Here is a 21896-nt window from a genome sequence, read left to right as displayed (position 1 = left end):
ATCGTTGAAAAAGGATGCGGCGTTTTCGTTCATTGCGCGCTTCTCGCATGCCGCGCGGCAAAATCGGAAAAGGCGCCCATTACGAAGGCATTGGGCAGATGCAGCGCCTGCAAAAGGCCATTGCCCGTTTCCCGACCGATGCTCATCAGCGCCACCTGCAGACAATAGATAGCAAGCAGCACCAGCGAACGGCCAAGATTGGGCCGCAGGTCCTCGTATCGCAAAGCGAGGACCGCCAGCGACAGGATCGGAACGGCGATCAGAAGGCCGAGCCCCTTGTGCAGCGACAGCAGCGATCCATCGTAATAGATCGACAGCCCGGCCAGCAGCACCTGAGCGAAGATCAGCACGGGCACGCTTGCCGAAATCACGGCAAAGGCGCGACGCCTGGTCGACATTCCGTTCGCAACCGCGCCCATCACGCCCTGCCTTCGGCGTCGGCCGGATGCGCAAGGTTCGACGGCCGCGGCCTCTCGTCAAGGCAACCGAGACCCGCCAAAGTGGTCGCCACCGCAATGTCGATAGGTGTCTTCGGCTCGCTTCCAAGGAAATCTGTCAGCTTGCGATTGCTCATCCTGATCGGCATCTGCCAGAGATATTGCATTTCCAGCACTTCGCGGAACAGCGGAACGAACGGCGCAACCATTTTGATGCCTGTCCAGGATAAACGTCGCCGCTTGACCGGATGGCCCACAACCCGCTCGATCGCTTCAATCAGTTGCAGCCCGTCGAAATCCCAGAAACCTTCCATGTGGTAGACGGCAAAGGACGGAAGCTCGTCTGCACGGTCGAGCAGTCGGCCAATGGTTTCCGCCACGTCAGGCAGATAAGCCCATTGGTGTCCTGCATGGCGGACGGAGGGGTTCTGCACCCTGCGAACCGGCCTGCCGGGTCGCACCAGCATCTGCGAAAACCAGTTGTTTCTCGCATCTTGCCCAAAGAAGTCGCCCGCCCGGACGATCAGCACCGGCACGCCGCGCATTGAAGCCAGTTTAAGCCGCCGCTCCATCTCCACACGCAATGCGCCCTTGCGGGTAAAGGGCTTTTGCGGGCTCTCCTCGCTCAGCAGCGGAAAGGCGTCAGAGCCGAAATTATAGATGGTCCCCGGGAAAACAATCCTCGCCCCACAGCTTTCAGCAGCCGCGATCGTGTTGTCCAGCATCGGCAATACCTGCTTCTCCCAATCGCGGTATCCGGGAGGATTAACCGCATGGACGATCAGCCGAACACCTTGTGCCGCCTTCAAGACGTCCTGTCCGCTCATGGCGTCACCCACCACGAACTCGACATCGCCAGTGATGTGGGAAGCCGCATTCCGCCGCGTCATCGCCCTCACGCGCCATCCCCGTTGCTGCAGCATACGGGAGACCTGGCCGCCGACACCCCCATTCACGCCCAGGACCAGCGCCAGTGGCCGATCATTCTCTGCTGAATCTGCGTTGTTTTCATATATCATCGCCGTACTCCTTGTTCTGGGATGGAGTATCGTCGCGTTTCGCGATATACGAAATTATCGAAATCAGTGGATCGGCTATACAAAATTTTATGAGCAAGAACCGCGACGTCAGCTGGGATTTTTATCGCACCTTCCTTAGCGTGCTGAGCGACGGTTCGCTGTCCGCCGCCGCCCGCGAGCTTGGCATCACCCAGCCGACGGCGGGACGTCATATCGGCGCGCTGGAAGAGGCCGTCGGCTTTCCTCTGTTCATCCGCTCGCCGCACGGCTTGATGCCAACGGAAGCAGCCCTTGCGCTCCGCCCCTATGCGGAAAATCTGGCGGCGACGACCGCCGCCCTCATTCGCGCGGCCTCCGGCGAAGTCGGCAAGATCGAAGGCACGGTGCGCATCAGCGCATCTGACATCATCGGAGTCGAAATGTTGCCGCCGATTATCACGGCCATGCAGGAGGTTCACCCGCGGCTTGAAATCGAGCTGTCATTATCAGATACGCTGGAAGACCTTCTAAGACGCGAGGCGGATATTGCCATTCGCATGACCGAGCCGCTGCAGGACGCGATCGTCATGCGTTACATCGGCAATTTCCGTCTGGGATTTCATGCGACGCGCGACTATCTGGCAAAAGCCGGAACGCCAAAGAGCATGGAAGACCTGAACCACCACCGGATGGTTGGTTTTGACCGCAAGACGCCGTTCATCCGGGCGGCCATCCAGCGGATGCGTTCGCTCGATCCTGATATCCCCGATGTTGAGGAAATTTCCTTCGAAATACGCGCCGACAGCAACCTTGCACAACTTGCCATGATCCGCGCCAGCGCGGGCATCGGCGTCTGTCAGATTGGGTTGGCCCGCAAGGACCCGCGACTGGTTCAGGTTCTGCCGAACATCGACATCCCGCTCCATACCTGGGTCGCGATGCACGAAAACCTCAAGACCTCACCGCGATGCCGCGCCGTCTTCAGCGCCCTGGTCGAAGGCCTCAAGGGTCATCTCAAGGAAACCGATCCGGGCGCGCCACCGAAACGGCGCTAAGGCAGTGCCGCGTCGATACGAGGCAGCCCGCGATCCCCAACTGGAAGGGACCGGCGGAACGGAAAAGCGATCCTGGTTTGCATAAAATCCACGGATCGCCCGTCAGAATGGTTCGGCCTGCTGCGTTGTCTTGTCCACCACCTCGGCTTCCGGGCGGTCGCCGCCCTGGCTGTATTCTTCATGCCAGTGGCCGCTCTCATCCTGATAGCTGATTTCCTCGTCATCGCCACCCACCTGCTGTTCGGCAGCGACGATGCGCGCAGCCTCGACGGCATCCGCATAGGTAGGAAATGTTTCGGAATAAGCGCCGTTCATGCGGTAGGCGAAGCCTCCGTCATGTTCGACGATTTCATACACCACTTTGGTCATGCATGTTCCTCCTGTTTCGGTAGGCGACATGGCAACCACAACCGCGCTTCAAGCATTGCACCCGATGGGGACACCGCGGCATGAGCAGCATGTCCTGCGACATCACTATCCTACCAAAAGCACTCAAGCGCAAATCCTGCTTGATCTGAGGGACGATACGTCACAGCCTAAGCCGATCCGGGGGAAGGGAAATCAATGGCGGGTTCTATTCTGAAACAGGAGCGTATGCTGCTTCTGGCGATACCGGCGGCAATCGTCGCCTATCTGGCCGAACATGCAATCTTCGAAGCGGGAAAGACGGCGACGATCATCGCTGCCGTCGTGCTGATCGGGCTCATTGTTCTCGTCTCGATGCGGGTTGCCCATCACGCCGAAATCCTGGCCGCCAAGGTGGGCGACCCCTATGGCACCATGATCCTGACGCTGTCGGCCGTTGCGGTGGAAGTGCTGATACTCGCCATCATCATGAGCGAATCCAGTTCACCCACGCTGGTGCGGGATACGATCTATTCCGCCGTGATGATCGACATCAACGGCATTCTTGGTCTCGCCGCGCTTCTTGGAGGCCTTCGCCACGGAGAACAGCCGTATAACGATGATTCCGGCAAGACCTATGGCGTGATGATCCTGACGGCTATGGGCATATCGATGATAGTGCCTGAGTTCATTCCTGAACAGAGCTGGCACATCTACTCGGTGTTCACAATCGTGGCGATGATTGCGCTTTATGCGCTGTTCCTCAAAATGCAGGTGGGCCCGCACAGCTATTTTTTCAGCTACACTTACCCTCGAAAGCCACATCCGGCCGGCCAGCCAGCAGGCAGCCATGCGGAAGAGGACGATGAAGGCAACGTACCACTCTCCATCGGCCTCATCATCGCCGGCGTGGTTCTGATCGGCGTACTGGCGGAATTCATGTCCGCCTTCCTGGGCGAAAGTCTTGAAGGCACCAGCGCACCGCCAGCGCTGATGGCCGTGGTGGTGGCGACGATCTCGGCATCGCCGGAAATTCTCACCGCGCTCAGGTCCGCCCTGCGCAACCGTATGCAGGCCGTGGTCAATATCGCCATGGGCGCATCGCTTTCGACGGTCATCCTGACCGTGCCTGTGATGGAGGGTATCGCGCTCTATACCGGCCAGCCCTTCATCATGGCGATGACGCCCGTTCAGACCGTCATGGTCTTCATCACGCTCATCGCCGCCGCCATCAACCTCAATGACGGTGAAACCAACGCGATTGAAGGAATGACGCATTTCATTCTCTTCGCCACCTTCATCATGCTGCTGTTCCTGGGGCTCTGACCGAAACGAAAAAAGCCCGGCATCGCTGCCGGGCTTCTTCAATCGAGGTTACAAACCGATCAGCGGCAATCGGCGCAGAAGCGCTGGATGCGCTTGCAGGCCTCTTCCAGCAACTCTTCCGAGGTGGCATAGGAAATGCGGAAGTTCGGGCCGAGACCGAAGGCCGAGCCCTGCACAACGGCAACGCCTTCGGCTTCAAGAAGCTCGGAGACGAAATCCGTATCCGTCTCGATGACCTTGCCCGACGGCGCGGTCTTGCCGATCAGGCCGGCGCAGGACGGGTAAACGTAGAACGCACCTTCCGGAGCCGGGCAGCTGATGCCCTTGGCCTGGTTGAGCATGGAGACGACCAGGTCACGGCGGCCTTCGAAGATTTTCTTGTTCGCCGGAATGAAATCCTGCGTGCCGTTCAAGGCTTCGACCGCGGCCCATTGTGCGATGGAGCTCGCGCCCGAGGTCTGCTGACCCTGGATCATGTCCATGGCCTTGATGAGCGGCAGCGGGCCGGCAGCGTAACCGATACGCCAGCCGGTCATGGCATAGGCCTTGGAAACGCCGTTCATCGTCAGCGTGCGGTCATAGAGCGAAGGTTCTACTTCCACCGGCGTGACGAATTTAAAGTCGCCATAGGTCAGGTGCTCATACATGTCATCCGTGAGGATCCATACATGCGGGTGCTTGACGAGCACATCGGTCAGCGCCTTCAACTCGTCGTGCGAATAGGCCGCGCCCGACGGGTTGGACGGCGAGTTGAACACGAACCACTTGGTCTTCGGCGTGATCGCCTTTTCCAGCGCTTCCGGCTTCAGCTTGAAATTGTCTTCCAGCGTCGCGTCGACGAATACCGGCGTGCCGCCGCAGATCGAGACCATCTCGGGATAGCTGACCCAGTACGGCGCCGGGATAACGACTTCATCACCGGGGTTCAGCGTCGCCATGAAAGCGTTGAACAGGATCTGCTTGCCGCCGGTGCCGACAATCGTCTGCTCCGGCTTGTAGTCGAGGCCGTTTTCACGCTTGAACTTGTCGGCAATAGCCTTGCGCAGTTCCGGAATGCCGGAAACAGGCGTGTATTTCGTTTCACCGCGTTTAATCGCGTCAATGGCCGCTTCCTTGATATTGTCGGGCGTATCGAAATCCGGCTCGCCGGCGCCAAGGCTAATCACATCGCGGCCCTGCGCTTTAAGCTCGCGGGCTTTCTGGCTAACGGCGATGGTGGCGGATGGCTTTACGCGGGAGAGAATGTCGGCAAGGAAGGCCATTTTTAATCGGTCCTATTGGGGTTGACATCGCAGAGCTTGGAAATCTCGTCTGCTGCGGCAATTTCTATGTCGAAAGACGGGCCTAGTTTCAAGGCCAAAAGCCAGCCTATCCGCCGTGGGGTACAATTTAAGCCTTCCTTAACCCGGAAGTAACGCTTGTTGAGCTACATTCGCGAGCCTAGGGGTCGTGTCTCTCTATAGCTGGTTGAAAAATGGCGCCCAAAAGCATCTTTTCCAGTCTTGTCCGCGAGGCCGATGGCACATGGTCCACCGCCTATAACAGCTTCAACCTCAAGTCCGCCCTGCAGCCCATATTCCGTCGCACATCAAGCGGCCCGCTGGACATCGATTCCTTCGAAGGTCTTGTGCGCCCCCACCGCAACGGCGAACCGGTAACACCAGGTGAATTTTTCTCGCTGGTGGCACCCGAAGACATCGAAAATATCGACAGCATCCTGCGGACCATCCACATTCTCAACACCGGCAGGCTCAGCCGCTCCCGCGCGCGCATCTTCGTCAATTTCCATCCCGGCCTGTTCCAGACGCCAGCCAAGATGCGGCAGGAAGTGGAGCGCATGCGTCTCGCAGCCCACGAGGCCGGCATGACGGCAGACCGTATCGTCTGCGAAATCTCCGAGAAGAAGGCCTCCGACACCCAGATGGTCGCAGATTTCGCCTACCACATGCACGATATCGGCTTTCGCGTGGCGCTCGATGACTACGGCGCCGGCGATACCGCCATCGAACGGGTAAAGCTCATCAAGCCGGACTATGTGAAATTCGAAGCGGGCTGGGTGCGCGACTTCATGCAGAATTCTGCGGGCGCCGCTCTCTTGCGCGTCATTGTCAGCCAGTTTCGGGAGGATGGGATAGAGCCGGTTTTCGAGGGGTTGGAAACCGGTTGGCAGGTGGAGCAATGTGAAGAACTCGGCGTTTTCCTGATGCAGGGCTACATTCTAGCAAAACCGGAACTTGCGCCCACCAGTTTCGACGCGCGCTTTCCCGAGCTGGGCAGCGCATATTTTTCCCCTGCCGCACGACTGGAGAAAAGCTCCGCGGCTTTTTTCCGTGAGGAGCGCACCACTGACGCGCATCCCCTGCGCCAGACCCGGACATTCGGAAAACGCGGCCTCTGAAGCCAATTCCGGTTCAAAAACGCCCCCGCCACAATATTGCCGCAATAAATGCCGCGGAACGCCAGAATTCGGTCTCCAAGCCGTCCATTTCGAAGCCTCTTTTGTCCTTTAAGAACAGGGACAAGAGGCGACAGCCATGTTTACCAACGACCGCACTTCCGTTGAAAGGTTAAGGGCACAGAGAACGCTGTTTTCCCTCTGGATGGCGGTCGCGGCTTTTCTTGTCATCATCACCATGGCAGCCGGCATCGCGACATCGGCCAATGCGGCTGCGCAAGCGGTGGACACCCTGCATACCTCCGCCATACCGCAGGTGGCTGCGACGACGAAGGCAGGTCCGCATATCCTGCTCATCGTCCTCTCGGCCGCGGCGTTCGTCGGCCTCGGCCTTGGCGGCCTGATGCTTACCCGGCGCAGCCTGAAGGACGAGGCCCGCCGTTATAGATAACGGCCCTCCCCTCGACTTGCGGCATCGGCATGTTGCTGCTAAAGCACCCGGGAAACAGTCGTCCGACACAGCTGGATGACACCTCACAAAATCCCCTGTTTGCCCGGCCGTGACGTCAATGATCTCCCGGCCCCGCATTGCTGGTGCCAATAATGACGCGAATTCAGGCCAATATGCTGCTTCTGCTCGCCGCAGCAATCTGGGGAGGCGGCTTTGTCGCACAATCCTCAGCCATGGCCTCGATTGGCCCTTTCTGGTTCGTCGGTTTGCGTTTCGCCATCGCCGCCATCGCCGTGCTGCCCTTCGCGCTCATGGAAACCCGGTCCCTGAAATCACCGCCCCGCCCGCGTCAGATCGGCAGCTTCATTCTCGTCGGTCTTGCGCTGTTCGGCGGCGCCACCACCCAGCAGGTCGGGCTGCTGACCACGACGGTCACCAATTCCAGCTTCCTGACCGGGCTCTATGTCATCTTCGTGCCCGTGATTGCCGTTCTGCTTTACCGCCGTCACCCCCACTGGGTCGTCTGGCCCTGCGCGCTGATGATGCTCGGCGGTATATTCCTCCTTTCCGGCGGCGCCTTCGAGACGCTGACGAAAGGGGATATTCTCAGCATCATCTGCGCTTTCTTCTGGGCGATCCAGATTACGCTCGCAGGGCGCTTCGTCTCCGAAAGCGGCCGGCCGCTTGCGCTCTCCTGCACACAATTCGCGGTTTGCTCCCTTCTTAGTTGCATGATCGGCGTTGTGTCCGAACCGATCAGCATGGGCGCCATCGAGGCGTCGATGGTGGAAATTCTCTATGTCGGCCTCGTTTCTTCCGGCCTCGCCTTTGTGCTTCAGGTGATTGCCCAGCGCTACACAACAGCGCCGCAGGCCGCGATTTTCCTGTCGTCGGAGGCGCTCTTCGGCGCCCTGCTGGCCTCGATTTTCCTCAAGGAAACCATTTCCGGTGCCGGCTATGTCGGCTGCCTGATCATTTTCATCGCCATCCTGATCGTGGAATTGGTACCGGAACTGACGCGCAAACGGCAAAAAACCGCGACAGAAGCGGCGTGACGCGAAAAGAACTGTTTTTTCTGTTTTCTCGGGAAATCGCGGTCACGCGTCCAAATTTTTGCCGGGAAAGCTCAGACCGACCGGCAATTATTTCATCAACTATCACTTATGCGAAAAAAATGTGCGGTTCCCACGCGCAACTCTACCGCAGGTTTTTTATCTGACAAAAAGCCCGTAAAAACTTTTGCTTGCCAATTTTCGATAAACGCAGCAATCTACTGCGGTTCGGGCAATTTGCGAGCATGGGAAGGCCTATAAATTTGCGCACTGGGGACGCTATAAACCTCGGGCGGTGGGACGAAAAACGTTGGATGAGAACGCCATTACTTCCCGCTGCGAAGGTCCATTTTCTCAATAGTCAAAAACTGCCTGCCAACGCCCACGCGGGGCAAAACTGTAATGCTGCCTGTAGCTGAACGCGGGCAGAGCGAAAAGGACCTGATGCATGGCCGAAACTGGCACCGTAAAATTCTTCAATACAGACAAAGGCTTCGGCTTCATCAAGCCAGACAATGGTGGCGCTGATATCTTTGTTCACATCTCTGCCGTACAGGCTTCCGGCCTGTCCGGACTTTCAGAAAATCAGAAAGTGAGCTTCGACACGGAACCGGATCGTCGCGGCAAAGGGCCGAAGGCAGTCAATCTGCAGATTGCTGGCTGACCCTAAAACGGCTTTCTTTTCTAGTTGAAGCCCGGCAGGAATGCCGGGTTTTTTTGTGCGCGCCGCAGGCCGCAGCCGTCCGGCGCTCACAGTCCCTTGAGATAGGGGTTGGTCAGCCGCTCCTCACCCAGCCGTCCGCCCGGGCCGTGGCCGCAGATGAAGCCGACATCGTCGCCAAGCGGCAGCAGCTTATCGCGAATGGACGCCATCAGCTGCTCGTGGTTTCCACCCGGCAGATCCGTGCGCCCCACCGACCCGGCAAACAGCACGTCGCCCACATGGGCGAAGTTCTGGTCGCGGTTGTAATAGATTACATGCCCGGGCGCGTGCCCCGGGCAATGATAGACCTCGAAGACGTGATCACCAAAGGAGACCTTGTCACCTTCCTTCAGCCATGAATCCGGCACGACGTTCTTCAGACCGCTGATGCCGTATTTCTGCGCCTGCACCTCAATTCTCTCCAGCAGGGGCCGGTCATCTTCATGCGGCCCGATCACCGGCAGGGAGAGTTTTTCGCGCAACTCATCCGCACCACCGGCATGGTCGAGATGGCCGTGCGTCAACCATATTTCCTTGAGCGTGATGCCGTTTTCAGCAACTACCTGAAGAATGACGTCCACATCCCCGCCAGGATCGACGACGACGCCTTCCTTGGTGTCCTGATCAAACAGGACGGTACAATTCTGCTCAAATGGCGTGACCGGAATAATCCCGGCCTGCAACTTTCCCATATCCCGTGTCTCCTGTCTGAAAGATCCGCCATCCTATAGCCCGCTACCGGTTACGGCACAATGGCGACAGGTCACCTTGTTCTCAGCGGCGAATTCACGAAGAAAATCCCTATTCCATACAGTCAGATAACACGAAGAGGCGGCTTGATGAGACATGATCTTCCCGAAAAATGTGGAACGCCCTGGGGATTGCGACGTTGTAGCACCAGTCTTGAAAGGAGTGAGACACATGGACAAGACGCTTAAAATGCTGATCGCTGGTGGCGCCTTCGCCTTGATGGCGGGCTATGCAAATGCCGCCATGGTCGCAACAACCGCCTCGGATATTTCTGTCCGGTCCGGCCCCGGTGACGACTATCCGGAAGTCGGCCTCGCCACGCGTGGCAGCAACGCCGTGCTGGACGGCTGCATGGAAGGTAGCAGCTGGTGTCGCATCGAGGTGAACGGTCTGCGCGGCTGGGCCCATGCCGATTACCTGAACGTGATGTATGAAGGTTCGCCCGTCATTCTCAAGGAACGCCGCACGGAACTCAGCGTGCCGGTCGTGACCTACGAAAAAACCTCGAGTGTCCAGGCTGAACCGAACCCCGGGGATCCGAATCTGGGCCGCGTCGGCGAAGTCGATCCGCCGCAGTCGGTCATCACCTATATTGACGAGCACCCTGCCGATACCATCACCTATGACGGTGACATTGCCGTTGGCAGCGTCCTGCCGGCCGATACCCGTCTGGTTGAAGTTCCAGATTATCAGTATCGGTATGTGAGGGTGAACGATGTACCTGTACTCGTAGAACCCTCGACACGTCGTATCGTCTACGTCTACCAGTAAGACGGCCATTACCACAGTAATGCTTGAGAGCGCGGAGTTTCCGCGCTCTTTTGTATTTGCGGTGAAGGTCGCGCAGGATTCCAGTTGCACCGGCACCCTCGCCATATTATCCACCGCAACAGAAAATGATCGCGGCATTCTCCCGAGCGGACGCATTTTCGGCTATGTTTACAGAATATTGGCGCATCGACGCCTGCAACATATGATCAGACAGCCGCAGAATATGAAGGAACCGCAGTGCCACCGCAATCGCTCAAAACCGCCGCCGCCAGACAGACACCGGCACTGCCGAAGGTTGACGACGGCAAGATTGACTTCGACACGATCGAAGCGCTGTTTTTCGCCTATCGCGATTTCGTCTCCGATCCCGACGTCATCCTGTCGAAACTTGATTATGGGCGCGCGCATCACCGGGTGGTCTATTTTGTCAGCCGGCAGCCGGGCATGACCGTGGCGGATCTCCTCGATACGCTGCAGATAACCAAACAGAGCCTCGCCCGAGTGTTGAAGCAATTGATCGACGACGGTTACATCCGCCAGATGGCAGGTCCTGAAGACCGCCGCCAGCGCCGGCTCTATCCGACGCTGACAGGCCGCGAACTGGCGTTGGCGCTCAGCGAACCACAATCACGTCGCATCGACCGCGCGCTGGAAGGCCTCGGTCCCGATGCGCGCACCTGCGTGCGCAAATTTCTGGCGCAGATGCGCAGCCCGGCGACGATGACCAGCGTGGAGGATGAGTGACGATGGCGCAAGCTCCGGCAAAACGTCCACCGGCGGACGACGATGCGGCTCATCTCCTGATCGTCGACGATGACGCCCGCATCCGCGATCTCCTGCAGCGTTTTCTTGGCGACAAGGGATATCGCATCTCCGTTGCGGCCGATGCAGCAGAAGCCCGCCGCAAGATGGTGGGCATCCGTTTCGATCTGCTGATCCTCGACGTGATGATGCCCGGAGAGAACGGGCTTTCGCTGACCCGCTCGCTGAACGAAGATAAATCCGTGCCGGTCATTCTTCTGACCGCCCGCTCGGAAGCGGATTCACGTATTGCCGGGCTGGAAGCGGGAGCGGACGATTATCTCGCCAAGCCTTTTGATCCGCGCGAACTGGTCCTGCGCATCAACAATATTCTGCGGCGCAACACCTCCCCGGACACGCCGAAGATCGAACAGATCATGTTCGGCCCCTACAGCTTCTCCATTCCCAGAAGGGAACTGCGGCGCGGTCCGGAAACGATCCGCCTGACAGATCGTGAACAGGAGATCATGCTGCTTTTTGCGCTACGCGCCGGCGATACCATTCCACGGCACGAGCTGGTGGAAGCGGAGTCGGAAGTGGGCGAAAGAACGATCGACGTGCAGATCAACCGTCTTCGCCGCAAGATCGAAGACGACCCTGCCAACCCGGTCTATCTGCAAACGGTGCGTGGCATCGGTTACCGCCTCAGCGTGGACTGACGAGCACCCAACGAAGGGCGAACGCACGACCATGGCGAGCCTCGATTTTCTCGACACGTTTAAAAAAAGCGCCGTCGCAAAGACCTGGCGCTCCCTCGGCAGATGGCTGCGACACTGGCTGCCCACCGGGCTTTACACCCGTTCGCTCCTCATCATCATCCTGCCGATGATCCTGCTACAGGCCGTGGTCGCGGCCGTCTTCATGGAGCGCCACTGGCAGCTGGTGACCGAACGCCTTTCGGCAGCGGTGACCCGAGATATCGCCGCGATCATCGAACTTCTACAGACAGACCCCGAAGAGGATGACTATCAGCGGGTCATCCGTATCGCCCGCGACAAGCTGGGTCTCAGCGTCTATATCGAGCCCAAGACGGATCTGCCGGCGCCACGGCCGGAGCCGCTGTTCTCGATTCTCGATACCATCCTCGCAAACCAGCTCAGCCAACAGATCGGCAGGCCCTTCTGGATCGATACCTATGGCAACGGCTCACTGGTGGAAATCCGTGTCCAGCTGGATGACAAGACGCTCCGCGTCTTCACCAGCAGAAGCGCGGCCTATGCCTCCAACACCCACATCTTCCTTGTCTGGATGGTTGGCGCATCGCTGGTGCTCATTGCCATTTCGATCCTCTTCCTGCGCGGCCAGATCAAGCCGATAGAAGCGCTTGCCAAGGCGGCGGAGAATTTCGGCAAGGGCCAGAAGGTCAGCGCCTATTCTCCCCGCGGCGCGGATGAAGTACGCCGGGCGGGCCTTGCCTTCATCCTGATGCGGGAGCGCATTGAACGGCAGATGGAGCAGCGCACCGCCATGCTGAACGGTGTCAGCCACGACCTGCGCACCATCCTCACCCGGTTCAAGCTGCAGCTGGCGCTCGCCGGCGACAATCCGGATCTCGAGGGCCTCGACAAGGATGTGGAAGACATGCAGTCGATGCTGGAAGCCTATCTGACCTTTGCCCGTACCGATGTGGAAGAGGATGTCGGCACGCTGGAGCTTCCTGCACTTCTCGAAAAAATCGGCCATGATTTCGAACTGCACGGCAAGAAATTCAGCTACGAACTCTATAATATCGAGAGGATCATCGCGCGGCCGAACGCACTTTCACGGCTCGTCGCCAATCTCGCCGAAAATGCCCGGCGTTACGCCAGCAACCTCCACGTCGATATCCGCAAGGCGCCACGCTCCATTATCATGACCTTTGACGATGACGGTCCGGGCATTCCGGAGAACTCACGCGAGGATGTATTCAAGCCGTTTTTCCGACTGGACGAGGCGCGCAACCTCAATGCCTCGGGCACCGGCCTTGGCCTTTCCATCGTCCGCGACATCGCCCGCAGCCATGGCGGCGACGTGTCGCTGGATAAAAGCCCGATGGGCGGATTGAGGGTTATCGTCAAAATCCCGGCTTGACGGCAGGCCGCCAATCAGCACATTTTCTCGCCGTTTGGCACCGGCCTTTCAACCGCAGCCAGTACGATATCTCCATTGGCGTCGGCAAAGCCAAGCGTCAGGACCTCGGAGCGGAACGGCCCGATCTGTCGCGGCGGAAAATTCACCACGCCCAGAACCTGCCGGCCGATAAGGCTTTCCGGCGTATAGTGCACCGTGATCTGCGCCGAGGACTTCTTGATGCCGATCTCCGGCCCGAAATCGATCTTCACCTTGATTGCCGGTTTGCGCGCCTCGGGAAAAGGCTCGGCTTCCACGATCGTACCGACGCGGATATCCACCTTCTCGAAATCGGCATAGGAAATTTCGCCGTTCATCGCCCGCCTCCTCAGCCCGCCAGTTCTTCAGCGCGGGTCTTGGCAGCGGCGACCGCCCTGTCGAACAGGGGCTGCATGCCGTCTTCGGCCATCAGCACGGAAAGTGCGGCAGCCGTGGTGCCGCCCGGCGAAGTCACATTCTGGCGCAGGCGCGCCGCCTCGTCGGAGGACTGGTGCAGAAGCTCGCCGGCGCCAGCCACGGTTTCACGCGCCAGACGCATGGCCACATCCGCCGGCAGACCGGCCTTACGGCCGGCTTCAGCCATGCATTCCACGAGATAAAAGACATAGGCTGGCCCGCTGCCCGAAACCGCGGTCACGGCATCGATATCGCTTTCGGCATCCACCCATTCGACCGGACCGCTGACCTTCAGCAATCCGTCCACCACGGCTTTAAGCTCGGGCGTCACAAGTTCATTTGCATATGCGCCGGTAACACCACGGCCCACCATCGCTGGCGTATTGGGCATGGCGCGCACCGCGGCAATCGCACCGAAATGCGAAACGAAGGTGGCAATGGTGGTGCCCGCCGCGATGGAGACGACGACCGTTTCCGGGCCCAGCAGGGGCTTCAGCGAAGGCAGCACTGCTTCCATCATCTGCGGTTTCACCGCCACGAAAAGAATGCCGGCCTTGACGCCTTCAGGCGCGCTTTCGCTATGGGCCGCACCCGCTTCCGTAATCGTTGTGCGCATGGCGTCGGAGGGCCGCGGGTCAACGACAATGACCTGCGATCCCGGCACGCCCTTTTTCAGCCAGCCAGACAGCATGGCGCCGCCCATATTGCCGGCGCCCACTAGGACGAGCGGCCCGGAAGCCTTGTACACCATGTTACGCTTCTCCAACGGTCTCGAACATGACCGCTTCGATTGCACTTTTCGCATCCAGACCCGACCAGACGACGAACTGGAATGCCTGATAATATTGCTCGCAGGCCTCCAGCGCGCTGGAGAGCAGCACTTCCACCTGCTGGTTGTTCGGCTCGGCACCGCCTGACAGAAGCAGCGACTGGCGGAAGATCACGACATCTTCCTGCCGCCACAGATCGAAATGCCCCATCAGCACCTGACCGTTGACCTGCGACAGCAGGCAAATGACTTCGTTGACACGGTGATCGGGCACCTTGATGTCAAAGGCGCAGGCAAGATGCAGCGCTTCGAAATCTTCCATCCACGCAAATGAAACGTGATAATCGGCCCAGTGGCCCGCCACAGTCATGGCGATCTCGTCCTCGCCCGAACGCTCGAACGACCAGTCATTCGAGGCAGCGACAATCTCGATCATATCGACGGGATTGGACTGACGCTCAATTTCAAATTCTATCAGACTCATGCGGCACCTTCTCAGCCGGTCGGAATGTCGTGTTTTGAACGCCGGGCACAAAACGCACATACAAACCGGGATAAACATTTGAGACGATTGCCCGACACCACCAGAATAACGCATTCACCCTGTCTGGAGCTTACCGGTCTTTTCGAATCATCATTTAAAATCAGTGTATAATGGCCGAGTCCCGCTGCCACCCCTCGCTCGCCATTTTTGCTTTTTGAGCAGTGGATATCTTCTCCCCCATCACCTCAGGCGAGAGTCTTAAGCGACTCTGCCGATTGTGTTTTTTGGAAGTGTCCACAGGCCCAAAAAATTCGCGTCTGAGCACGACTTTCGGCAACCGGAGACCAAGTCGGCCAGAGAGAGCCGAAAAACAAAAAGCCCCGGAATCGCCTGCGATCCGGGGCTTCTGAGAAAAGTGATGAAGAATCAGTCCTTCGTGGCCGAAAGCTTTGCTTCGAGAGCCTCGATCCGGGCGCGCAGGGCGTCATTTTCATCCCGCGCCTGGATAGCCATCTCCCGCACGACGTCGAATTCCTCGCGCCGGACGACATCCAGACTGTTCAGCCAGCGATCGGCCTGTGCGTGGAACGCAGCCTCGGCTTCCTTGCGCACGCCCTGGGCCGCGCCGGCCGCATCCGTCATCAGCTTGGCGAATTCATCCAGAAAACGATTGGTGCCTGTCGTGCTCATGGCGCTCATCCTTCGTCGGTTCAGGGGCATCGTCTTGCCCGCTGTTGATAGCATTCAGGTAGGCACTCCACCGTCGCCTTGCAAGCGAAATCGAAAAATCCCAAGAGCTTGCGTCACCTTTGGTATGTTGAGCCATAGCTTAAAGAATCACCTTGACCGCCGCCACCGCAATCGCCATTTTCCTTGGCGTCAAAGAACCGGTGAGCATCATCGCCCGGTCCTTTGAGACAATGGATGATCCGTTGTCCGCCCAGCAACGATGACGGAATATATACGGATTGATAGCCGCTCCCACTTCACTCGCCATCATGCCCTTCCCGAACATCGACCCGATAGCGTTGTCCATCGGTCCTCTGGCGATCCACTGGTACGGCATCGCCTATGTTGCGGGGATCATGCTCGGCTGGCTTTACGCCCGCCGCCTCGCCCGCACGGATCGCCTGTGGCCTAACGACGCCTCACCCATCTCGGCGCAGCATCTTGACGATTTCATCCTGTGGGCTGCTGGCGGAATCGTGCTTGGCGGACGCATCGGCTACATCCTGTTCTACGATCTCGCTGCGGTCGCCGCCAATCCCATCAGAGCCATCGAAATATGGAATGGCGGCATGTCGTTCCATGGCGGCCTGATCGGCACGACGATCGCCATGCTTCTTTTCGCCCGCAAGAACGGCATTCCTGTCTGGAGCATGTTCGATATCGTCGCGGCCGTAGCGCCCATCGGGCTGCTCTTCGGGCGCATTGCCAATTTCATCAATGGCGAGTTGTGGGGCCGCATTGCCGATGTGCCATGGGCGGTCGTCTTTCCCACAGGCGGCCCTTTCGCGCGCCATCCGAGCCAGCTTTATGAGGCTGGCCTCGAAGGCCTCGTGTTGGCCATCGTTCTGGCCATCGCCATTTACGCCTTCAAGGCTCTGAAGCGGCCCGGCACCGTCACCGGCATCTTCGTCTGCGGTTATGCGCTGTCACGCATCTTCGTGGAATTCTTCCGTGAACCGGACGCGCAGATCGGTTATCTCGCCGGCAACTGGCTGACCATGGGCATGGTTCTGTCCACTCCGATGTTCCTTCTGGGCCTCTGGGCCGTCCTGCGCGCGCGCCGCGCGGCAAAAGTCGCCTAAAGCGGTATGGCCAGCCATGACCACACCGCTCGCGCAACGCATCAAATCACTTATCCGGCTCAACGGTCCGCTTAGCGTAACCGACTTCTTTTCACTTTGCCTCGCCGATCCGGAACATGGCTATTACAAGAGCCGCGAGCCCTTCGGCCGTTCGGGTGATTTCATCACCGCCCCGGAGGTGAGCCAGCTTTTCGGTGAAATGCTTGGTGTTTTCGTGGTTCATGCCTGGCAGAGGCACGGTGCACCCGCTGAAACCCGGCTGGTGGAAATCGGCCCCGGCCGCGGCACCATGATGGCGGACATGCTGCGCGTCATCCGCCGCATCGCGCCGCCGCTCTATGAGACGATGCGGGTGCATCTGGTGGAAACCAGCCCCCGCCTTTCCGCCATCCAGAAGGAAACGCTGGCCGAACATGCGGGTCGACTGGCATGGCATGACAGTTTCGACGATGTGCCTGAAGGTTTCCTGCTGCTTGTCGCCAACGAACTTTTCGACGCCATTCCGATCCGGCAATTCGTCAGAACGCCGCAGGGTTTCCGCGAACGCGTGGTCAGCCTCGATGCCAATGGCGACCTCGTCTTCTCCACGGGTCTTGCCAGCATAGACCCGGCGCTGCTTCCGCCGCAGCCCGAACGGCAGCCGCTTGGCACGATATTCGAGATTTCGCCCGCCCGGGAAGCGGTGATGACCGCAATCTGCCAGCGCCTGTCTGCCCATGGCGGCACCGCGCTCGCCATTGATTACGGCCATCTGGTTGCCGGCTATGGCGACACGCTGCAGGCCATGCGCAACCATGCCTTCGATCCGCCGCTCGCCCATCCAGGCGAAGCCGATCTGACCAGCCATGTCGATTTCGAAAGTCTTGTAAAAACGGCCGAGGCGACTGGCGTTCACGTTAACGGCACCCTGAGACAGGGCGATTTCCTCTACGGCCTCGGCCTCAAGGAACGGGCCGGGGCGCTCGCCGCCAAGGCAACCGCGGACCAGACCCTCGCCATCGCCGAAGCCGTCAACCGCCTCGCCGGCGAAGGCGCCGGCAAGATGGGGGAACTTTTCAAAGTCATCGCCGTTTCCAGTCCCGCGCTCCATCTTCTGCCGTTTCGTGCAGTGGATTGACAGCGTAATAACCTCTGGGCCAACATCGTCGCGACACACGAAGCAGGCACACTGCATCACACACGCCGCGCAACGCCGCGGCAACAGGAAACATCTCGCTTGACCCTGCTCCATTGGGCTACAGCGAAATTCTCCAAGGAACTCCCGCACCATGCAGAACGTAACGCTGCCGCTCCCCATCCAGAGTCCCCTCCTCGCCGCCTTCGATAAAAATCGCATCCGCCATGGCTTTTTCACCCGGCAGGGCGGCGTTTCCGATGGTCTTTATCAAGGCCTCAATGTCGGGCTCGGATCTGATGACGAGCCGGAACGGGTGCAGGAAAACCGCCGCCGCGTAACCCAATGGTTCGGCCTTGCCCCAGACCGCCTCGCCACGGTCCATCAGGTCCACTCCCCCGAGGTCGTCGTGGTTGACGGAACCTATGACGGCAGCCGTCCGCAGGCAGATGCGATGGTGACAGCGACACCGGGTTTCGTCCTCGGCGTGTTGAGCGCCGATTGCGGCCCCATCCTGTTCGCCGATGCGGAAGCGGGCGTCGTGGGTGCCGCCCATGCCGGCTGGAAGGGTGCTTTGTTCGGCGTGCTGGAAAACACGATCGAGGCGATGACGAAGCTCGGGGCCAGCCGCGATCGTATTGCTGCCTCGCTCGGCCCCTCCATCAGCCAGGACAATTATGAGGTCGGGCCGGAATATGTCGCGCGTTTCACCGATATCGAACCCGCTTACGCGGATTATTTCTCCAGGGCGGAGAAAGAGGGCCACGCCTTGTTCGATCTCAAGCAGTTCACCATCGACCGCCTGACCAAAGCCGGTGTAAAGGCGGAAAATCTTGGTCTCTGCACCTACCCGGACGAAGAACGCTTCTATTCCTACCGCCGCACCACCCACCGCGCCGAACCCGATTACGGCCGGCAGATTTCCGCAATCGCAATTCTGGAGGACTAAGATGGCCCTGCATTTCGAGCTTTCGGAATTCGATGCCCGCCGCGAGCGGCTGCTCGCGAAAATGGCCGAGGAGAAGCTGGATGCGCTGCTGCTTTTCGCCCAGGAAAGCATGTACTGGCTGACCGGCTACGATACTTTCGGCTACTGCTTCTTCCAGACGCTGGTGGTGAAATCGGACGGCTCCATGACGCTGCTGACACGCTCGGCCGATTTGCGTCAGGCCCGCAATACTTCGATCATCGAGAACGTCCTCCTCTGGGTCGATCGACCCAATGCCGACCCGACGCTCGATCTCAAAAACCTGCTGAGCGATCTCGACCTTCTGGGCGCAAAGATCGGCGTGGAATATGACACCCACGGCATGACCGGCCGTGTCGCCCGCCTGCTGGATAACCAGCTTGCGAGCTTCGGCCAGATGGTCGATGCGTCGTATCTCGTCAGCACCCTCAGGCTCGTCAAAAGTCCCGCCGAAATCGCCTATGCCCGCAAGGCTGGCCAGCTGGCCGATGAGGCTCTCGATGCAGCATTGCCGCTCATCAAGCCCGGCGCGGACGAAGCCGCCATTCTTGCGGCAATGCAGGGTGCGGTGCTCGCGGGCGGCGGCGACTACCCCGCCAATGAATTCATCATCGGCTCAGGCGCGGATGCGCTTCTCTGCCGCTACAAGGCAGGCCGTCGTGTCCTCGACAGCAAGGATCAGTTGACACTGGAATGGGCCGGCGTCAGCGCCCATTACCATGCCGCCATGATGCGCACGGTGGTGATCGGCGAACAGGACTTCCGCCAGAAGGAGCTTTACAGCGCCTGCCTGCAAAACCTCACCGCCATCGAGGAGGTGCTGCGGCCGGGCAAGACCTTTGGCGATGTCTTCGATGTGAATGCCCGCGTCATGGACGAGCGCGGCCTCACCCGCCATCGGCTGAACTCCTGCGGTTATTCGCTGGGCGCGCGCTTCTCCCCGTCCTGGATGGAGCATCAGATGTTCCACTCCGGCAATCCGCAGGAGATCACCGCTGACATGACGCTCTTTGTGCATATGATCGTGATGGATTCCGATTCCGGCACGGCCATGACGCTCGGCCAGACATATCTGACCACGGACGGCGCGCCGGAGCCACTGTCGCGTCACAGCCTCGATCTTCTCACAGCTTAAATCGCCCCCGGGTTTGACACAGCGGGAAAACCGCCCTTACATTGCGCCACCTTGGGCAAGAAGGAGCGGAACATGAGAGGGAAAATCGCATGAGCCGGTTGGGGGTTGCCCTCATTGTTCCGGCTTTGGCACTGATCCTGTCCGGCTGCAACACCACGGAAGCGCTGACGCCACAGGTGGATGTCGGCCACAACGCATCACAGTCGACGCCGGTAACACAGGGTGATCTCGACCAGATGGCGGCAGCCGCCGACCGCGCACCCGCAGGCGGGCCGGCAATCGCATCGTCCGTCCCTGCCTATGCACCCCAGAACTCCCTGCAGGCACAGGCACAGGCACAGGCACAGGCGCTGTCCAATGGCAGCCAGTACGGGGAACCGCTCCGTCAGAACCAGAACGCGGCCGCGGCCCCCGCCGTCACGCAACAACCGCCGTCACAGCAGACGGCTTCCCTTGCACCTGCCACCGCCGCGAATTCCATCCGCTTCCTGCCCATCATCGGCGCGCCGGTTCAGGCGGTGACACCGCTATCCCGCCAACTGGGGGCCGAAGCGCGGGCCAAGGGGCTGACAATCCGCGCATCCAACGACAATTCCGCCGAAAATATTCTGAAGGGATATTTTTCCGCCTTTGCCGATGGCGGCAAGGTCAATGTCGTATACGTGTGGGACATTCTCGACGCCAATGGCGTGCGGCTGCACCGATTGCAGGGGCAGGAGGCAGTGACCGCGCGAGGCAGTGATCCATGGGCCGCCGTGACCGACAAAGTCATGCAGGACATCGCCGCAAAAACACTCAACGACTACACGTCATGGAAGCAGTCTCAAAGCGGATGAGGTGAAACGACGGGAGAAGTCACAGAGATTTCACGAAAATCATTGTGAAAGCGCGGAGTCCTCTTGCAATCGGAAGCAACAGCGCTATTAAGGCGCGCATGGCAACAAGGCGTATCCGGCAAAGGCTTTTCAGCCGGATGTTCCTCCCCTTGAACGACGCTTGGTTACGGCGGATTGAGCCCCGTGGCGCAAGGCGATGGCATGGAAACAGGCGGCCGCAATGAAGGTTTTCGCAGGCAATTCGAACCGGCACCTTGCCGAAGCGATCTGCAAGTATCTTAATGTTCCTCTCGGAAATGCCACTGTAAAGCGGTTTGCTGACCAGGAAATATTCGTAGAAATCAGCGAGAACGTGCGCGGCGAGGACGTCTTTATCGTCCAGTCCACCTCCTTCCCGGCAAATGATCATCTGATGGAACTGCTCATCATGATTGATGCCATGCGCCGCTCCTCGGCCAAACGAATTACCGCGGTGCTTCCCTATTTCGGTTACGCCCGCCAGGACCGCAAAGCCGGCCCCCGCACTCCGATTTCCGCCAAGCTCGTTGCCAATCTCATTACCGAAGCCGGCGCCGACCGCGTTCTCACCCTCGATCTTCATGCCGGACAGATCCAGGGCTTTTTCGATATCCCCACCGACAATCTCTTTGCAGCACCGATTCTTGCCCGCGACGTGAAGGATCACTACGACACCAACAATGTCATGGTCGTTTCGCCTGACGTCGGCGGCGTGGTTCGCGCCCGTGCGCTGGCCAAGCGCCTCGACTGTCTTCTGGCCATCGTCGACAAGCGCCGTGACCGTCCCGGCGAATCCGAAGTCATGAACGTCATCGGCGATGTCTCCGGCAAGGACTGCATCCTCATCGACGACATCGTCGATTCCGGCGGCACGCTCTGCAACGCCGCTGAAGCCCTGCTGAAAAAGGGCGCGACCAGCGTTACTGCCTATATTACCCATGGCGTGCTCTCGGGCGGCGCGGTGGCCCGCGTGGCCTCTTCCAAGCTGCGCGAACTCGTCATCACAGACAGCATCCAGCCGACCACCGGTGTCCAGTCCGCGCATAATATCCGCGTGGTGAGCACCGCCGGCCTGCTCGGCGAAGCAATCAACCGGACCGCGCAGGAACAGTCGGTTTCCGGCCTGTTCGACTGAATAAATTCAGCAATCACGCTGAGGGTTGCCTACGTCTG

Annotated in this window: 25 protein-coding genes; 16 read left to right on the top strand and 9 right to left on the bottom strand. The window is 59.4% G+C overall.

Translation table 11 applies throughout. The features are described 5' to 3' along the window. Nucleotides 1–29 precede the first annotated feature (29 nt). A complete protein-coding gene (locus WA845_RS06730; protein ID WP_035209279.1) occupies nt 30–419 on the bottom strand; it encodes a DUF6220 domain-containing protein in 390 nt (129 codons plus the stop codon). Further along, nucleotides 419–1456 carry an NAD-dependent epimerase/dehydratase family protein gene (locus tag WA845_RS06725; RefSeq protein WP_112554062.1) on the bottom strand — a complete coding sequence of 346 codons (1038 nt, stop codon included), beginning with the start codon at nt 1454–1456 and terminating at the stop codon, nt 419–421. The genes WA845_RS06730 and WA845_RS06725 overlap by 1 nt, the downstream gene beginning before the upstream one ends. Nucleotides 1457–1545: 89 nt before the next feature. On the opposite strand from WA845_RS06725, the gene WA845_RS06720 reads away from it, so the two are divergent. Beyond that, entirely contained in the window at nt 1546–2490 is a 945-nt protein-coding gene (locus WA845_RS06720; RefSeq protein WP_045532003.1) for a LysR family transcriptional regulator, read from the top strand. Between the two features lie 102 nt (nt 2491–2592). Here the strand turns inward: WA845_RS06720 and WA845_RS06715 are convergent, their stop codons facing one another. Next, complete coding sequence (locus WA845_RS06715; protein ID WP_004442919.1) at nt 2593–2859, bottom strand: DUF2188 domain-containing protein; 267 nt, start codon at nt 2857–2859, stop codon at nt 2593–2595. Between the two features lie 195 nt (nt 2860–3054). On the opposite strand from WA845_RS06715, the gene WA845_RS06710 reads away from it, so the two are divergent. Continuing rightward, nucleotides 3055–4161 (top strand): calcium:proton antiporter, encoded by a 1107-nt coding sequence (locus WA845_RS06710; protein ID WP_006699630.1) that lies wholly within the window; start codon nt 3055–3057, stop codon nt 4159–4161. 59 nt (nt 4162–4220) lie between these two features. Here WA845_RS06710 and WA845_RS06705 read toward each other — a convergent pair whose 3' ends face one another. Next, nucleotides 4221–5423 carry a pyridoxal phosphate-dependent aminotransferase gene (locus WA845_RS06705; RefSeq protein WP_004442922.1) on the bottom strand — a complete coding sequence of 401 codons (1203 nt, stop codon included), beginning with the start codon at nt 5421–5423 and terminating at the stop codon, nt 4221–4223. 212 nt (nt 5424–5635) lie between these two features. Between WA845_RS06705 and WA845_RS06700 the strand changes: the two genes are divergently transcribed. The 4 genes from WA845_RS06700 to WA845_RS06685 all read left to right on the top strand — a co-directional run bounded on the left by WA845_RS06700 (nt 5636) and on the right by WA845_RS06685 (nt 8723). Beyond that, nucleotides 5636–6559 carry an EAL domain-containing protein gene (locus tag WA845_RS06700; protein WP_112554064.1) on the top strand — a complete coding sequence of 308 codons (924 nt, stop codon included), beginning with the start codon at nt 5636–5638 and terminating at the stop codon, nt 6557–6559. Between the two features lie 136 nt (nt 6560–6695). Continuing rightward, nucleotides 6696–7007, top strand: a complete 312-nt coding sequence (locus tag WA845_RS06695) for a hypothetical protein (RefSeq protein WP_004442924.1) — start codon at nt 6696–6698, stop codon at nt 7005–7007. 152 nt (nt 7008–7159) lie between these two features. Then, entirely contained in the window at nt 7160–8062 is a 903-nt protein-coding gene (locus WA845_RS06690) for an EamA family transporter (protein WP_112554066.1), read from the top strand. 445 nt (nt 8063–8507) lie between these two features. After that, nucleotides 8508–8723 (top strand): cold-shock protein, encoded by a 216-nt coding sequence (locus WA845_RS06685; RefSeq protein WP_003494703.1) that lies wholly within the window; start codon nt 8508–8510, stop codon nt 8721–8723. A gap of 86 nt (nt 8724–8809) precedes the next feature. On the opposite strand, the gene WA845_RS06680 is transcribed toward WA845_RS06685, so the two are convergent. Further along, nucleotides 8810–9454: an MBL fold metallo-hydrolase gene (locus WA845_RS06680; RefSeq protein WP_004442926.1), complete on the bottom strand. Its 645-nt coding sequence runs from the start codon at nt 9452–9454 to the stop codon at nt 8810–8812. A gap of 229 nt (nt 9455–9683) precedes the next feature. Between WA845_RS06680 and WA845_RS06675 the strand changes: the two genes are divergently transcribed. The 4 genes from WA845_RS06675 to WA845_RS06660 all read left to right on the top strand — a co-directional run bounded on the left by WA845_RS06675 (nt 9684) and on the right by WA845_RS06660 (nt 13154). Further along, on the top strand, nt 9684–10283 hold the full coding sequence (locus tag WA845_RS06675; RefSeq protein WP_004442927.1) for a DUF1236 domain-containing protein: 600 nt from the start codon (nt 9684–9686) through the stop codon (nt 10281–10283). A 237-nt stretch (nt 10284–10520) separates the two neighbouring features. Further along, nucleotides 10521–11027 (top strand): MarR family winged helix-turn-helix transcriptional regulator, encoded by a 507-nt coding sequence (locus WA845_RS06670; RefSeq protein ID WP_022556671.1) that lies wholly within the window; start codon nt 10521–10523, stop codon nt 11025–11027. A 2-nt stretch (nt 11028–11029) separates the two neighbouring features. Then, the gene (locus WA845_RS06665) at nt 11030–11743 is read left to right on the top strand and encodes a response regulator (RefSeq protein ID WP_006699625.1); all 714 of its coding nucleotides are present in this window, start codon (nt 11030–11032) and stop codon (nt 11741–11743) included. A 31-nt stretch (nt 11744–11774) separates the two neighbouring features. Then, a complete protein-coding gene (locus WA845_RS06660) occupies nt 11775–13154 on the top strand; it encodes an ATP-binding protein (RefSeq protein ID WP_006699624.1) in 1380 nt (459 codons plus the stop codon). Nucleotides 13155–13168: 14 nt separating this feature from the next. On the opposite strand, the gene WA845_RS06655 is transcribed toward WA845_RS06660, so the two are convergent. The 4 genes from WA845_RS06655 to WA845_RS06640 form a co-directional block, all read right to left on the bottom strand. Beyond that, nucleotides 13169–13510 carry a tRNA-binding protein gene (locus WA845_RS06655; RefSeq protein WP_112554068.1) on the bottom strand — a complete coding sequence of 114 codons (342 nt, stop codon included), beginning with the start codon at nt 13508–13510 and terminating at the stop codon, nt 13169–13171. Nucleotides 13511–13521: 11 nt separating this feature from the next. After that, nucleotides 13522–14340 carry a pyrroline-5-carboxylate reductase gene (gene proC, locus WA845_RS06650; RefSeq protein WP_004442932.1) on the bottom strand — a complete coding sequence of 273 codons (819 nt, stop codon included), beginning with the start codon at nt 14338–14340 and terminating at the stop codon, nt 13522–13524. 1 nt (nt 14341) lies between these two features. After that, nucleotides 14342–14842, bottom strand: a complete 501-nt coding sequence (locus WA845_RS06645; protein ID WP_004442934.1) for a YbjN domain-containing protein — start codon at nt 14840–14842, stop codon at nt 14342–14344. Nucleotides 14843–15268: 426 nt separating this feature from the next. After that, on the bottom strand, nt 15269–15532 hold the full coding sequence (locus WA845_RS06640; RefSeq protein WP_004442935.1) for an accessory factor UbiK family protein: 264 nt from the start codon (nt 15530–15532) through the stop codon (nt 15269–15271). Nucleotides 15533–15840: 308 nt separating this feature from the next. On the opposite strand from WA845_RS06640, the gene lgt reads away from it, so the two are divergent. The 6 genes from lgt to WA845_RS06610 all read left to right on the top strand — a co-directional run bounded on the left by lgt (nt 15841) and on the right by WA845_RS06610 (nt 21858). Continuing rightward, entirely contained in the window at nt 15841–16653 is an 813-nt protein-coding gene (gene lgt, locus WA845_RS06635) for a prolipoprotein diacylglyceryl transferase (RefSeq protein WP_042936581.1), read from the top strand. Between the two features lie 16 nt (nt 16654–16669). Then, nucleotides 16670–17770, top strand: coding sequence for a class I SAM-dependent methyltransferase (locus WA845_RS06630; RefSeq protein WP_077987400.1), 1101 nt, complete (start codon nt 16670–16672; stop codon nt 17768–17770). A gap of 151 nt (nt 17771–17921) precedes the next feature. Beyond that, nucleotides 17922–18716 (top strand): peptidoglycan editing factor PgeF, encoded by a 795-nt coding sequence (gene pgeF / locus WA845_RS06625; RefSeq protein WP_004442938.1) that lies wholly within the window; start codon nt 17922–17924, stop codon nt 18714–18716. A 1-nt stretch (nt 18717) separates the two neighbouring features. After that, complete coding sequence (locus WA845_RS06620; protein WP_112554070.1) at nt 18718–19869, top strand: M24 family metallopeptidase; 1152 nt, start codon at nt 18718–18720, stop codon at nt 19867–19869. A gap of 89 nt (nt 19870–19958) precedes the next feature. Next, nucleotides 19959–20705 (top strand): hypothetical protein, encoded by a 747-nt coding sequence (locus WA845_RS06615; RefSeq protein ID WP_112554072.1) that lies wholly within the window; start codon nt 19959–19961, stop codon nt 20703–20705. A 220-nt stretch (nt 20706–20925) separates the two neighbouring features. Further along, nucleotides 20926–21858 carry a ribose-phosphate pyrophosphokinase gene (locus tag WA845_RS06610; protein WP_003522877.1) on the top strand — a complete coding sequence of 311 codons (933 nt, stop codon included), beginning with the start codon at nt 20926–20928 and terminating at the stop codon, nt 21856–21858. The last annotated feature ends 38 nt before the right edge of the window (nt 21859–21896 follow it).

It is taken from the genome of Agrobacterium sp. CMT1 (genome assembly GCF_037203725.1).
Taxonomy (GTDB): Bacteria; Pseudomonadota; Alphaproteobacteria; order Rhizobiales; family Rhizobiaceae; genus Agrobacterium; species Agrobacterium pusense.
This window is presented reverse-complemented; position numbering and strand designations above follow the sequence as displayed.